We start from the raw sequence: 14,405 nt of genomic DNA, 5'->3' as shown, positions 1-14,405 counted from the left end.
TCCTGTATTCCGCTTGGTCGTATATACATGCGTTCTTTTGTCCTGACTATCGGACTAACACCCTGCACAACATTTACTTATGCCAGACCCAAGGTGAATCTCGTTTGCGATGTTTAATCAGTATGGTGAGAATCAGGCATAGACACTCACTCGTGAAACACCAACACCAAGTAGACGGTCGGAGGAAGACAGAATGAAACATGAAAAAGTGATAGGACTAGCGCTGGCGGTATCAGCCCTTTGTGCACTACCACTCACTGCGCAAGCGAGTGATGATAAATACAAACTTGTCCTCACCAGTGAGGCAGGGGATAGAGATTCGGTTCTCGGAAAGTCCATGCAAGCCTGGGCTGAGTCCATTGAGACAGAGTCAGATGGACGCATGAAGGTGAATGTTTTCTATCAGGGTGAACTAGGCGGGCAGCAGGAGTTGTTTGATCAACTGGTCAAGGGCAACGTTCATATGATGATCACATGGCCTCAGACCTCTTATGATCAGCGAATTGGTGTCAACTATCTTCCCTATCTGGTCATGGACTGGGAAGATGCCATTGAATCATTCGGTCAGGATGGTTGGGTCAGAGACTTGATCGAACCTGTTTATCAGGATATGGGCCTGAAGTATTTCGGTCCGTTTCCCGAAGGGTTTGGTGGTGTGGCCACCAAAGGTAGATATGCCACCGGCTTTGAAGAGGCCAAAGGTCTGAAAGTTCGTTCGCAACCCATATTTCCACTTCCTCAAACCATCGAGGCCATGGGGTTTCAGGCAGTACCGATAGATTGGGCTGAAGTCTACACATCCATACAAACAGGCGTGGTTGATGGTGATTCCAGCAATGTCATCTATTGGGACTATGAGTACTTCAAAGATCAGTTGGATTATTTCGTTCAGTCATCGCACAACTTCTCATCCTACTCACTGCTGATGAATGGCGAGACTTGGGAAAAAATGGATGACGAAGATCGTGGAATAATCGAGACGAGTGCACAGACCATCATCGATCAGCAGTTTGCTGGTGCAAAGAAGGAGGATGACAAATGGATCGCTGCCGCTCAGGAAGCTGGCATGGAGTACATCGTGCCCACCGCCGATGAGAAAGCTGCCTGGATTTTGTGGAGACTCTTGTAGGTCGTTCCCGGACAGGCATGGGGACTTCCATGGTCGTGGCTTGTGGCGTATTCGGTGCTATTTCCGGTACCGCATCGGCAGCTGTTGCCTCCATTGGTTCCATCATGATTGACCCGATGGAAAAGCACGGATACTCTCGCTCCTATACCAGTGCTTTGCTGGGTATATCGTCGCTATTGGGTCTACTGATTCCGCCTAGTATCACGATGATCCTGTATGCAGTCGTAACCCGACAATCTGTGGCAGCCTGCTTTCTGGCCACCATTGGTCCAGGCATCTTGCTGATGATTATTCTGTCACTTCTGAATGCGCTTCATGTCAGAAGAAATACGCGAAGAAAATATTTCAGGCGATTATCAGTGCGGCAACCACCACCGGTGTGATCATGGTCATTCTCGTGTTCTCATTTGTGGCAAGCCGGATCTTTACACTCGAACGGGTACCGCAACAACTCACCGATGTCTTGCTGGGTACGTTCGACAGTCCAATCCTGATACTGTTGATGGTTAACATTTTTCTGATCCTGTTAGGAATGATCATGGATGATGTCAGTGTCATTGCCATCATCAGTCCTCTGATGGTGCCTGTCATGGCAGAGATTGGAGTTGATGCGGTACATTTTGCTGCGATTATAGGGACCAGTGTCGTTATTGGTGCGAACAGTCCTCCCATGGCGCCCATCCTGTTCATGTCGTGTCGGGTCGGCGGTGTGACCATATCCAATGTCATCAAGCCTGCGTTCTATTTCATGGCTTTCGCTGCATTCCCCGTCATGCTGGTAACAACTTACTGGTCACCACTTGCGCTTTTCCTGCCTCGTGCGTTTGGATTCATCGAATGAATTGTAAACATATCCTCTGCATAACAACGGACTTATAACTATGACTTCCAGATTTTCGTTAGATGGTATCTATACGCCACTGATTACACCGATGCATGAGGATGGCTCGATTGATTACGAGTCGCTCACCGCTCTCATCGAGAACCTGATCGCCTGTGGTGTTCACGGGGTGGTATCAGGTGGCTCGACGGGCGAGAACTATACAATGGACGTTGCCGAACGTCTCGAGGTTGCACGCTTTACGAAGCAGTGCCTGAATGAACGTCTGCCCTTGATTGTCGGCACCGGTGCCATGCGCACACCTGACTCGATCGCTTTGGCACGTGGCGCCAGGGAGATGGGGGCAGAGGCAATTCTGTTAGGTACTCCACCTTATTCGGTGCCCACCGAACAAGAGAATGCATTGAATGCACTGGCAATAGACAGAGAGGCTGATCTTCCCATTGTGTTGTATAACTACCCTGGCCGCATGGGTGTGAACATGGGAGAAGACTTTCTGGACCGTGTGAGTCGTTCGCGTAACATTGTCGGTATCAAGGAGAGCTCGGGGGACATCAACCGAGTTCATTTGCTAGCCCGCGACTACCCGCACATTCAGATGTGCTGTGGAATGGACGATCAGGCCCTGGAATTCTTCGCTTGGGGCGCTCGCAGTTGGATCTGTGCAGGTTCGAATTTTCTGCCTGAAGAGCATGTGCTGATGTATGAGACTTGTGTACTGAAAAATGACTATGTTACTGGTCGTCGCATCATGTCCGCGATGTTGCCGCTAATGCTTGTGCTTGAGCAAGGCGGCAAGTTCATTCAGTGTGTAAAGCACGGAGTCGAGCTCTCCGGTCTTGACTCAGGCCCCATGCGCCCACCTCTGAAGTCATTGAACAAGGATGAGAAGCGTGAATTGGAACAGGTAGTGCGCATATTGAAATCCACCATTGCCGCCATTCGAAGTGAGGGATAGAACATGTCTGAACTATTGACACAAGATGAATACAAGTGCATTGCCAACGCTTTGAATTTTCCGCAAAACGCATTTATTGACGGCGGCTTTCGCCCTGCACTCTCAGGGGAGGTCTTCAAGTCAATCAACCCGGCCACGGGTGAGAGCCTGACGGACGTTGCAGCCTGCAACAGTGATGATGTGGATGTCGCTGTGGCAAAGGCCCGCGAAGCGTTCGAGGACGGTCGTTGGTCCAGACGTTCGCCGTCAGAGCGAAAATCGGTACTCATCAAGTTATGCAAGCTGTTGACTCGGGAAAGCCATGAATTAGCCGTGATGGAAAGTGTGGACAGTGGCAAGACTGTTTTCGATTGCGAGACGGTCGACATACCGGAGACCATTCATTGTTTGCAGTGGCATGCCGAGCTGATTGATAAAATCTATGATCAGGTGTCGCCAGCCTCTGATGATCATATTGCCCTGGTCGTTCGCGAACCCATCGGAGTGGTGGGGCTTGTGTTGCCATGGAATTTTCCGCTGCTTATGCTTGCATGGAAAATCGGACCGGCACTGGCGGCTGGCTGTTCAGTGGTCGTGAAGCCGGCAGCAGAGACGTCGCTAACGGCGCTACGGGTCGCAGAACTGGCCTTTGAGGCGGGAGTGCCAGCCGGTGTCTTTAATGTAGTCACAGGTAGCGGAGAACAAGTTGGAGAGCCCTTGGGCAGGCATCCGGACGTTGATATGGTGTCGTTTACCGGTTCGACTATTACCGGGCGTCGTTTTTTGGGCTATGCCGGCGAGAGCAATCTCAAGGAAGTGGTTCTCGAAATGGGTGGCAAGAATCCTTGCATCGTCATGAATGATGCCGAGAATCTGGATGTCGTGGCTAATCATATCGTCAATGGCGCTTTCTGGAACATGGGGGAGAACTGTTCGGCGGCGTCGCGATTGATCGTGCACAAAGATATAAAAGAGGCTCTATTGGAGAGAATTCTGGCACACGCTCGCGAGTGGAATATCGGTGATCCACTGGACCCTTCCGTGCGCGTGGGAGCGCTGGTATCACCGGCGCACTTCAAGAAAGTCTGCAGCTATCTGGACCTGGCGGAGCCAAGCGCCATTCGTCTGGGTGGTAAGGCGATTGAGGGTGCCTTTGTCGAGCCAACGATTATAGAAGTGAAGGATAACCAGGACAAGCTGGCTCGTGAGGAGATATTTGGACCTATTCTGACGGTCATCACGATTTCCAGTTTTGATGAGGCCATTCGGGTTGCCAACGATACTGAGTATGGTCTGGCGGCCTCACTATTTACCTCTCATATAAAGCGAGGGATTCGAGGAGCCCGAGAACTGAAAGCCGGTACGGTCACAATAAACAGCTTCGGGGAAGGCGATATCAGCACACCGTTTGGCGGTTACAAAAGTTCGGGGTTCGGCGGCCGGGATAACTCCATTCATGCGCATGATCAGTACACGCAGTTGAAAACCATCTGGATCGATTTATCAGACGATGATAATGAGGCTGTCGACTAGTCAGGTTCTGATTCGACCGTCGAATCAATGTCGGGACATATACCCATTATGAGCACAGTCTATAAGGCTAGTCGTCTACCCACGCATGTGGGGCCGGCGGCCTGGAACGCGATAATTACCGCACGTAAACCAACACCTGTGTTGAGCTCGGATGTGCATAGCGATGTGGTAATCGTAGGCGCAGGTTTCGCGGGTTTGTCAGCGGCAAGAAGGTTGATTCAGTTAAATCCGGACATGAAAGTCACTATCCTGGAGGCCGGGCAGATAGCGGAGGCCGCTTCAGGTAGAAACTCGGGCTTCATGATTGATTTGCCTCACGAACTGGCATCAAGCGACTACGCGGGCAGCGAAAAAAACAAGGATCTGACGTTAACGGGTCTGAACCGGAAAGCCATCGAATTTGCCGCACAGGCCGTGGAGGAATACGGTATTGATCCTGCCTATTTCGATCGTGCGGGTAAGGTGAATGCCGCAGCATCCGAACAAAGCCATCAGCAGAATAAAAGCTATGCACATCATCTTGAGCAGATGAACGAGCCGTACGAGATGCTTGATCAGGTTGCCATGCAAGAGATGACTGGAAGTGCCTACTACCAGTCCGGACTTTACACACCGGGCACGGTCATGCTGCAACCTGCAGGCTATGTTCGTGGACTAGCGACTGGCTTGATGGACAAAGTCCGTATTTGTGAAAACTCGCCGGTGATAAAATTCGAACGCCAGGCATCGGATTGGTGTGTGAGCACCCCGCAAGGCAAGGTTACGGCCAACAAGGTCATCCTTGCCAACAACGGTCATCTGGAGAGTTTCGGCCTTATGCGAGGTCGCTTGATGCATGTGTTTCTATTTGCATGTATGACCGAAGAGATAAATCCCTCTTTGCAACGCGCTTTGGGCGGACATTCTCGCTGGGGCCTGACGCCGTCAGATCCGATGGGAACGACTGTGCGTAGAATTGACAGTTCTCAGGGTGGGCACCGAATTATCACCCGGACTTGCGCCGACTTCTGCCCGCAAATGGAGACGTCAGAGAAAATGAAGGACCGAGCACTCAGGGTCATGCGTAGAAAGTTCGATGATAGATTCCCCGCACTGTCATCAGTGAAAATGGAGTTCACATGGGCGGGGCACTTATGCCTGTCACGCAATAGCGTGTCGGTGGCCCATGAGCTGGATGAGGGCGTGTTCGCGGCTTGTTGTCAAAATGGCCTGGGAACCACACGTGGGGTCTTGACGGGGATTGCTGCGGCCGAATCGGTGTGTGGTGTCAGTAGTGAAATCTCCCGATATTTTGCCGCAGAACCAGAACCGGAACGATTCCTGGTGCCGGCCCCGGTGGCAACACTCGGAGCCAATGCCTATTTGCGGTGGAAGGAGTGGCAAGCTCGTCGAGATTGAAGTTGTTATAGGCTCGTGCCAGATCTGATGCATCTGGATCGATCACCAGAATACGTTATGTTTCGCTCTCGTCGTACTCACTCACTGGATAGGAATGATGCTTAAGGACACCAGACGATACCTGCCGTCTATCGGATCTTTCGCAACCTTTGAGGTTGCTGCCAGGCATTTGAGCTTTACCATTGCAGCCAAAGAGCTCAACGTCACGCAAGCTGCGGTCAGTCAGCATGTCAGAAACCTTGAGAAGGCTCTGGAACAACCGCTTTTTGTAAGAAAGCACAAAGGGCTTGAGTTAACCAATGCCGGGACACGGCTACTGATTGCCGTCAGTACAGGGTTGGATTGTATCAGTGAGGCTATCGGTGATCTGGAGAGCACGACGACAGATCAGCTCGTCACAGTGTCGGCGACGACCGGTGCTGCGAGCTACTGGTTGCGCACGCTCGTTGATGGGTTTCAGTTCATTCATCCAGAGGTCAGGTTTGTCATCCTGGCTTCTGATGAAGATGACACCTTGCGCAACTTCAGCGACGTTGATGTTTCTCTGATCTGCGGCAACGAACGATGCGATGTCGGTGAAAAGCTTCAGTATCTTTTTCCGGAGATCGTGCGACCTGTTTGCAGTCCCGGTTATCTGGAGCGGTACGGTCCGTTCGATGACCTGAGTGTACTCGAAACGGCAAATCTGCTTCACCTGCATGAGAAACACTGGTCTTCGGATGCTATCGGTTGGAAGCCGTTAACATGGGCGAACTGGTTCAGGGCAAATGGACGACTGTACACAGAGAGGCCGGGTACTCTTTCGAGCAATAGCTATCCCTTGCTGATCGATGCGGCGGTGGAAGGGAAAGGCTTGATTCTGGGTTGGCAGCACATCGTGCAGCAACATATCGATGCAGGCTCGCTGGTGGTTGCCAACGAAGCCTCTTTTCGTGTTGAACGTGGCAACTTCCTGAAGATCAATCAGGACTCTAGAAAGAAGAGTCAAGTCATGCTGTTTCACGATTATATCTTGAAGACTTGTGAGGCCATTGAACTATGGTAAATCTGCCGGCGGCCGGAAGCTGAAAAACTCTACTCCCGGCCACCTGCTAACCAACTAGATAAGCGTAGCCCTGCCCTTTCATGAATTCACGCAGGCTGGCGTCGAAGCCACAGACTCGCAGACCGGGCCTCAACTCGGCTACTGCCAGTCGCAGTGTTTCATGCGCGGCCTTGTACATTCGCTCATAGTCTTTTTCCGGGGCACCTCCAACGACAAACGCAGAACAACTGTCCCCCCAATAGCCGTTGACACGTGGGGCCAAATCACAAATAACCGGATCGCCGTCATGTATTTCTCGAGTAGCGATCGAAATTCCCAGGCGTGACGAACGTTCAACGCCTGTCAGCAACTCTCCGGCAAAGGCTATGCGTATCCCGGCACACTGCTCCATCTTGCTGCGTACAGCACCGAACACAGCTAATTCATCAGCGCCTGCCACAGACAACAGGCGCGCTGTCTGCTGCCCCACTGCCGCTACCTGAGCAGCCACTGTCATCCGTGCAATTTCGTCCTCGTTCTTCACGGCACGCAGTCGGGCCAGCGGAACCTGAAACGATACTCGACGCTCGGGTAAAACCTCAGCCAGAACTTGCGTAAAACTGTCAGGCTCACAAGCCAGGCCCTTGAGGAATTGGCAGATAGCCTGCGGAGCACTCGAAACGGCTTTCAGGCATCAGATAGTCATTCAGATCACAGCCCTTATCGTAGTGAACTCCCAGGCTCTGCTCCTGAATGAAAGCATTGTGGCAAACAGCATCTACCTGCAGGCATCCTATCGGACCCAGCGGACAATGCGGAGCCAATGCCACGTCATAGGCTTCTGCCCAATAGCCGATTCTGACCATCTCTCTGATACCACCGACATGTGCAGTATCTCACTGCCGTGATTATTACTCCTTTAAATAATCGAACACCATTCCAGACATCGGTAATTTTCCACAGTTTCTGATCAGAAAGAGCTACGACATACTTGATGAATGGCTGCGCTGACGTTGCGACAGCCGCATCAGTGGCAATATCAGCTTCTGATTCAGGGGCGAGGGTGTTGCCCAGATTGCGCGCCAGTCCCGATCCCACCCACCTGATGTGTCTTGATCGGTATCATTGGTCTTCTACACCGGTATAGGCTACGTCTGCCAGGAGCTTTGCAGACAAGATAAATACCCCTCTTGACTTGCGGCCCTCACTCCGCCTTCACCCTTAGACAACACCGATGCCCAGCCAAACCTTTTCGATGGATGCCATAGCGACCATCAGATCATGCTACAGCCAACGCTTCGGCATACCCAGACAGCCCGGACTGGTAGACAGCGCTGTTGCAGCGATCGAATTTGAACCGACGCGCGATAACGAGCTGGCACTGCGCGATCTTGGCTCCTTCTCTCACCTGTGGGTCGTATTTGTCTTCCACAGCCAGCACTACACACGCTTCAAGCCACTGGTACAGCCGCCTCGGCTCGGCGGCAAGACGACGATGGGTGTCTACGCTACGCGCAGCCCCAACCGGCCGAACCCTATCGGGCTAAGCGTTGTAGCCCTGCGAGAAGTCACTTTCGACAAGGACCTATTTCGTGTTTACGTCGATGGTGGCGATTTTCTCGACGGCACACCCGTGCTCGATATCAAACCCTATGTGCCCTTTATCGATGCCATACCCGATGCCAGATCTGACTGGGCGACCCCTTTGCAGGATGGTCTCGAGGTCGCCTGGAAAACGGAGGCGCTACAAATCCTGGACAAGATTGAACCAGACGACAATCTTGTGGCATCCGGCTCTCTTGGCCTGAAAAGCCTGATCGAGCAGACACTCGCCCAAGACCCCCGCCCTGCTCATGAACGCAGCAAGGATGGCAAGCAGGGACAGCTTTGGGGCGTCATGATCGGCCCTGTCGATGTCAGGTTCAAAGTCGAGGGGGGTGTCGCAATCATCGAGGTAGTGGAACCAAAATGAGAAAACCTGGAACCTCCGATCTCTGAAGCAAGAGAATTATTTAGCTCTTCATTCATTCCTATCATGTCCATGAGCTTCGATATTGAAGGTGCCTATGACTGCGCGGCAACTAGTACCGCGCAGATTTTGCAAACCAAAGGGTGCACCCGATATCGGTGATCCCCTGTCGTTCAAACAGCCGGAAGTTAAGCCATCTCGCGCAAGCTATCGCGATACAACGCCTTAGCCAGCGAAACACACATCAATACCATTACCATCGCAAATGGCAATGCACCGATGATCATGGCGTTCTTCAGAGCATCAAACCCACCACCACCTGCGACCAGCAAAGTACCGATAACAGCGGTCATGACAACACCCCACACGATGCGGTGCTTGATGCCGGCCTCTTGATCGCCACCGGACATGATGGTGTTCATCACCAAAATACCCGAATCAGCAGAAGTGACCAGGAAAGTCAGGATCAACACAACACTCATGATCGTGATACCTGACAGCAAGGCCTCATTGCCAGCCAACATCACCTGAAGTGTAGCGAACAACTTATTGGTGGTAGAAGCCGCGATAATCGCCCCATCTGCCGTGCCATTGAGTTCCATCTCGATAGCGGAAGCACCGAGAATAGTCATCCAGGCGAAACACACCATCGCCGGCGCAAACACACAGCCTACAATGAATTCACGCACTGAACGGCCGCGTGAAATACGTGCCAGAAACAGACCAACAAAAGGGGAAAATGCGATCCACCACGCCCAGTAGAAAGTGGTCCAGCCTGCTTGCCAACCAAACTGTCGCCCTTCGGTACCCACCTCATAAACAGTTGCTGATAGCGCTTCGCTGTTTTCCAAGGCTGAGAAAGCTTCGGGCAGCTTGTCCTGGAAGCCAGACAAAGACCCCCACGCATTGATGGCACCACTGTAGAGTGCGTTGACATCAGCTTCTGGCAAAGCCCTTACCGCTTCTGGCAATGCTGCTGTGAAATCAGCTTGTGTCATTGAGCTGAAAGCACCAAATGACAGCTGAGCAAAGTGGGCCACATAGTCAATAAAGGCTGTGCCGTAAGTGCTCATGGAAAAACCAAACGAGCCAAAGACAACAAACGTACCCAACAAGATCAACGACAAGACAAGATTCAGGTTAGAGAGATATTTAACCCCTTTGCCCACACCCGATACTGCAGAGATGATCGACATCACCATGATCATCATCAAGGCTGAAATCAACCCTACGGTGCTTGGCGTCGGTATATCACCGGACGTGTTCATCAGCCACGACATATCGGTAATCGCATAGAGGCCATCGACCAACTGGCTGACACCAAATCCGATGGTGACAGACACCCCCAGAATTGTGGCAACGACACCCAGGATGTCGACCACGTGACCCAGGAAGCCATTCAAAAAACGACCAAATAATGGCGTCAGAGCAGTACGGATAGTCAGAGGCATATCTCGCGAATAGGCATAGTAAGCCAGACACAGACCTGTCACGACGTAGATCGCCCATGCGTGAAAACCATAGTGCAAGAAGGTGTAACGGTAGGCAGAGCCTAGAGCGTCTGCTGTATTGGCAACCGCACCGCCTTCCAGTATCACAGGATTGGAACCCCACAACCCCATAGGCTCAGCAGTCGCGTAGACCATCAATCCAACACCCAGACCCGCACCGAACATCATCGAGAACCAGGAGAAGTTTGAAAACTCAGGCTTGTCGTTGCCGGTGCCCAATCGACGCCTACCCACTGAAGGAATCAGTGCCAAAATCAGAAGGAAGAACGCAAATCCCCCAGTGGCTACAATATAAAACGTATTAAAGCCCACCAGCAACGATGAGTTCCACGCGCTGAGCATTTTATTGGCCGTTTCCGGGGACAGCAGCGCCCACAGCACCAAAGCCACCATGATGGACTTGCTGACCAAGGCAATAGGCAAGCTATTTCCTTCGTAAAAACCTGACTCGGCTTTTTTGATTTCCAAGTCTGTGAATGGGGGTTCTATCGCCATGAATTTTCTCCGCCTTATTAATTATGATTATTGAAAACAGGCATTGAAATGCCCGTTCGACAGGCGCACATATGCATGCGAACCAGCCTCGTTACTCCATGCCCGCCAGGTTCCAGGCTTGGTTCTAGCCCAGGGCCTGAGCAAGCTGCCAAACTGCGCTATCTATGCTTACTTCAGATACATCGATTCGATTGGATCCGGGCAGCCGCGCGCCCTCTTGCTCATCGACCACTTCACTCAATCGGGCCAGGCGCTGCCAGAACTCATCGCCTGCATAAGTGCTCGGATCGAGCAAGAAATAGAACTGCCCCAAATTGTGCGGAGCGCCTTCAGGTAGTTTCAGACCTTTGATATCAACCGAGTTGACGCCACCCGTCATCGCCGACGCCAGGATCTCGGCCATCAGTCCAAAGCCATAACCTTTGTAACCGCCGGTCGAGACCAACGAGCCTTTCAGCGCAGCTTGAGGATCTGTGGTTGCTTGGCCTTGCGCATCAACAGCCCAACCTGGTGGAATTTGCTCGCCAGCAGCCGCCGCCATCGTGATTTTGCCGAGCGCGATGGCACTGGTGCTTTGATCGAACTGAAACGCAACACCGCCGTGTTCAGCAGGCACCGACATGGCAATTGGGTTAGTCCCCAGTACCGCCTTGGTGCCACCGGGTGGAGAGACAACTGCCGAAGCATTGGTGAAGCCAATCGCGACCAGTCCGGCCTGCGCAATCTGGCGAGTGAAAAAACCAAGGGATGTGCAAGTGTGTGCATGACAAACCGCAAGGCTACACGTCCCTGCCTCGCGTGCTGTCTCTATCGCCAGTGGCAACGCCCTGGCAAAGGCAGGCTGAGCAAAACCGAACGCTGCATCCACCCGCACACTCGCCGCTCGCGGCCTACTCACTTCAGGCGTGACATCACCTTTTACACGCCCAGAGACTAATTGCTTGCAGTAACTCTCCAGGTAATACAATCCACAAATCACATTGCCCGTGGCCTCAGCCTCTCGCACAGCCGACGCAACTTCTGCCGCTATCCACGACTCTGCACCCGCTTTAACCAGTGCTTGCAGTGTGGCCTGCTCAATATCATCAAGGCTGACCGTTATTTTCTGTTGTTCACTCATTTAATTCATCCTTTCACTCGCACCGCGCATCAGCGGCGAGCATCAATCGTTATCCGTTGTACCCGCGCTCGCACTTGCACCCGCACCCGCTATACGCGAGGCCTCAGTTGCTGGAGCATAAGTACGGTGCGCCAACTCCAGCAAGGTCTCATACGCAGCTTCGTCAACGACTCGGCTTTGCGCAGACGGCTCGACAGTCTCCTGTTTAGACGCAGTCTCAAAGTCAGTCAGGTACACGCTGACATCGGCGCAAGATGTTTCCCACGGGAAATCTGAACTGAACATGATTTTTTGCGCCACGCAGACTATGTCATGATCGTTCAACGAGAAAATCAGCGAACACTCACGATTCTCTACAATCCGTGCCACCATCGACAACATCAAAATCGGCTGCTGTACCTGCTCGAATTCAAATGTTTCACCACTGAACAACTTTGACTCGTAATCACTCGCCAACGTGCCTGCGCTCAACGGGCAGATATTTCGTTGCGCGCGCCAGATCCCCTCTTGCAGGCTCGGCCTATGCAGACTTGCCTCTGGCTGAAGCGTACGCAACCAGGCAGCCAGGGCCTCGGGCCCCTGAAAACCGTAAGCAGCCAGCCAACGAGCGGAACGCCCTGCCTCTTCCGCCATACCCCAACCATAACCAGCTCCGCGCGCCGCTTTGCGGCACACAGCGTCTATTTCACTCAAAGAAAATAGACGACTCACGATGGCTCTCCCACTGGTGGGTAGACCCAGTCATCGTCATTCAATTGCGCAAGCTCATGCGGAAACGGCGCGTGCTGGAACATACAAATGCGCACCCAACGATCTGAACGCGGATCAAAATGTGTTGCACCAAAGAACGATAGCTTGCAGCGCAACAGATCAATCGGCAGCATGTCGGCGGCAATCAGGTTGTCGCGTATCTCAGCGTAAGGGTACTTGGCTTGTAGTTGTATCCGCCGCACCATGTGCCGATGCTCAGGAGCGGCCAACAGGAAGTCAGCGACCGAGGCGCTGACATCCCAACCATTCAACGCCTGGTAGAGTTGGGCTGCTGCTCGACCAATGTCCAACGGTTGCTCGAATTCAGTGCCCTCTTCTTCATAGCGCTCACCGATACGAGGTTCCATTTTTTCTTCCGATACATACCAGAAGCGAGCACTGTTCTGATGCTGCGTATAGTCCAGATCTAGCGCCCAATGATATTCGCTCTTCAAGCGTTCACGCAGGATCGCAACCGTCTCGGTGCCGTTGATACGGAATGCAGCGTACTCGTCGGCCCACATATTAGCGCTCAGATCATCGACCAAGGCGCCGTAGGGTTCAAGTAGCAGAGAAACCAGCTGCTCCTGCCCTTCGAGCGATAACTGCTGTTCAGACCAGAGATATAGCTTGTTCCAAACATATTCACCAGTCAGGTCCAGAGACGTCACACACCGCTGTAAAGCATCCATATCATGACGCAAATGCTGTAGCTTTTCGACTTGTAGCGGGTGAGCACTGTGCCAGAAATAGGCATTGAGGCTGGCTCGCGCCACCACTTGAAGAAAGTGTGATCGTTCCGTATCAGAAGCTATCCGCACCTGACGAACCCTTTGCAAGGCCGTCTCTTTGGCATCTATCCAACGGTGCAGCAGCAAGGGGTGATTAATCAGAAAGGGCGCCATACCCAGCCCCGTCGAATTGCCGACACCAAAGCGTCGACGCAGATCGGGTTGCAATGCAACCGCTTTGTCACCGCCTACCTGCTTCGCCATGTGCTCGACCAAATCCAGGCTAAATGCACGTGTCAGATAGACCGATAACATCTCGATTCTGAAGGGCCCACCGGCCAACATACGATCTTGAATACGGTAGCGATCAGCGGCACCAAACTTACCTGACCCATACACCGCGGTGGTGCGAATCAGGTAACCCACCTCATCGATCTGTTCGGCATCGGGCTGCTCACCTGCCGCCAAGCGCTCGACGACATGCGCCCATAGGCGCACTGAACGATTCGCCCGCGAAAGTGACAGCTCACTGTCGCTGATACGCCCTGCTTCTTGCAGAGGTACGTTGGCTTGCAGACGTTGGATATCAACCTCGGTGGGTATACCGTCGAACAGACAGAAGGTGGCGTCCCAGGCCGTTGCTATCACACGATCGGAACGCATTTCTGGCGGTAAATCGTGGGCGAAAGCAACCAGAGAGTAATTGCGCCGAGGTCCGTAGGCGGTATAAACAGCAAAGCCCACACCTTCGGCGTTGATCTGCCAGCGATTACGTTCGAAGCGCCAGTTCTCTCGTCGCAATCGGCGCAACAATGAGCGCATGAAACTCACACGTGTCTGGTGAAAACTACCCAGACGAGCCATCCGCATAACCGTGTCGGGGCCGCGTTTCCCGACGACTTCGATTGGTGTTGCCTCTACATTTTCCAGCAAACTCATCTTAGCCTCCGTGGGAATCTCGGTTGTG

The 14,405-nt window shown here is 52.7% G+C and carries 13 protein-coding genes and 1 pseudogene; 8 read left to right on the top strand and 6 right to left on the bottom strand.

Translation table 11 applies throughout. The features are described 5' to 3' along the window. Positions 1-193 precede the first annotated feature (193 nt). The 7 genes from dctP to IMCC3135_RS02460 all read left to right on the top strand — a co-directional run bounded on the left by dctP (position 194) and on the right by IMCC3135_RS02460 (position 6,883). A complete protein-coding gene (gene dctP / locus IMCC3135_RS02485; protein WP_088916146.1) occupies positions 194-1,129 on the top strand; it encodes a TRAP transporter substrate-binding protein DctP in 936 nt (311 codons plus the stop codon). Next, positions 1,114-1,512, top strand: coding sequence for a TRAP transporter large permease subunit (locus IMCC3135_RS34635; protein ID WP_205737876.1), 399 nt, complete (start codon positions 1,114-1,116; stop codon positions 1,510-1,512). Before dctP ends, IMCC3135_RS34635 begins: the two co-directional genes overlap by 16 nt. A 2-nt stretch (positions 1,513-1,514) precedes the next feature. Beyond that, complete coding sequence (locus tag IMCC3135_RS34630) at positions 1,515-1,970, top strand: TRAP transporter large permease subunit (RefSeq protein ID WP_205737875.1); 456 nt, start codon at positions 1,515-1,517, stop codon at positions 1,968-1,970. Between the two features lie 40 nt (positions 1,971-2,010). Next, positions 2,011-2,928: a dihydrodipicolinate synthase family protein gene (locus tag IMCC3135_RS02475; protein ID WP_088916145.1), complete on the top strand. Its 918-nt coding sequence runs from the start codon at positions 2,011-2,013 to the stop codon at positions 2,926-2,928. Between the two features lie 3 nt (positions 2,929-2,931). Further along, positions 2,932-4,440, top strand: coding sequence for an aldehyde dehydrogenase (locus IMCC3135_RS02470; protein ID WP_088916144.1), 1,509 nt, complete (start codon positions 2,932-2,934; stop codon positions 4,438-4,440). Between the two features lie 48 nt (positions 4,441-4,488). Next, positions 4,489-5,838 (top strand): NAD(P)/FAD-dependent oxidoreductase, encoded by a 1,350-nt coding sequence (locus IMCC3135_RS02465; protein ID WP_088916143.1) that lies wholly within the window; start codon positions 4,489-4,491, stop codon positions 5,836-5,838. Positions 5,839-5,932: 94 nt separating this feature from the next. Then, positions 5,933-6,883 carry a LysR family transcriptional regulator gene (locus IMCC3135_RS02460; protein ID WP_088916142.1) on the top strand — a complete coding sequence of 317 codons (951 nt, stop codon included), beginning with the start codon at positions 5,933-5,935 and terminating at the stop codon, positions 6,881-6,883. Between the two features lie 46 nt (positions 6,884-6,929). Here IMCC3135_RS02460 and IMCC3135_RS02455 read toward each other — a convergent pair whose 3' ends face one another. Beyond that, a complete protein-coding gene (locus IMCC3135_RS02455; protein WP_088916141.1) occupies positions 6,930-7,406 on the bottom strand; it encodes a M24 family metallopeptidase in 477 nt (158 codons plus the stop codon). A gap of 85 nt (positions 7,407-7,491) precedes the next feature. Continuing rightward, positions 7,492-7,746: pseudogene (locus IMCC3135_RS02450) on the bottom strand (enolase C-terminal domain-like protein); the annotation flags it as partial. A gap of 350 nt (positions 7,747-8,096) precedes the next feature. Here IMCC3135_RS02450 and tsaA point away from each other — a divergent pair. Beyond that, positions 8,097-8,834: a tRNA (N6-threonylcarbamoyladenosine(37)-N6)-methyltransferase TrmO gene (gene tsaA, locus IMCC3135_RS02445; protein ID WP_088916139.1), complete on the top strand. Its 738-nt coding sequence runs from the start codon at positions 8,097-8,099 to the stop codon at positions 8,832-8,834. A 185-nt stretch (positions 8,835-9,019) separates the two neighbouring features. Here the strand turns inward: tsaA and IMCC3135_RS02440 are convergent, their stop codons facing one another. From IMCC3135_RS02440 to IMCC3135_RS02425, 4 genes are all read right to left on the bottom strand, one after another. After that, the gene (locus tag IMCC3135_RS02440) at positions 9,020-10,837 is read right to left on the bottom strand and encodes a BCCT family transporter (RefSeq protein WP_088916138.1); all 1,818 of its coding nucleotides are present in this window, start codon (positions 10,835-10,837) and stop codon (positions 9,020-9,022) included. A gap of 124 nt (positions 10,838-10,961) precedes the next feature. After that, positions 10,962-11,957: an Ldh family oxidoreductase gene (locus IMCC3135_RS02435; RefSeq protein WP_088916137.1), complete on the bottom strand. Its 996-nt coding sequence runs from the start codon at positions 11,955-11,957 to the stop codon at positions 10,962-10,964. Positions 11,958-11,999: 42 nt separating this feature from the next. After that, a complete protein-coding gene (locus tag IMCC3135_RS02430) occupies positions 12,000-12,668 on the bottom strand; it encodes a DUF3726 domain-containing protein (protein ID WP_157735721.1) in 669 nt (222 codons plus the stop codon). After that, complete coding sequence (locus IMCC3135_RS02425) at positions 12,665-14,377, bottom strand: hypothetical protein (protein ID WP_088916135.1); 1,713 nt, start codon at positions 14,375-14,377, stop codon at positions 12,665-12,667. The genes IMCC3135_RS02430 and IMCC3135_RS02425 overlap by 4 nt, the downstream gene beginning before the upstream one ends. Positions 14,378-14,405 lie beyond the last annotated feature (28 nt).

Origin of the sequence: Granulosicoccus antarcticus IMCC3135 (assembly GCF_002215215.1) — a bacterium.
GTDB lineage: Bacteria > Pseudomonadota > Gammaproteobacteria > Granulosicoccales > Granulosicoccaceae > Granulosicoccus > Granulosicoccus antarcticus.
This window is presented reverse-complemented; position numbering and strand designations above follow the sequence as displayed.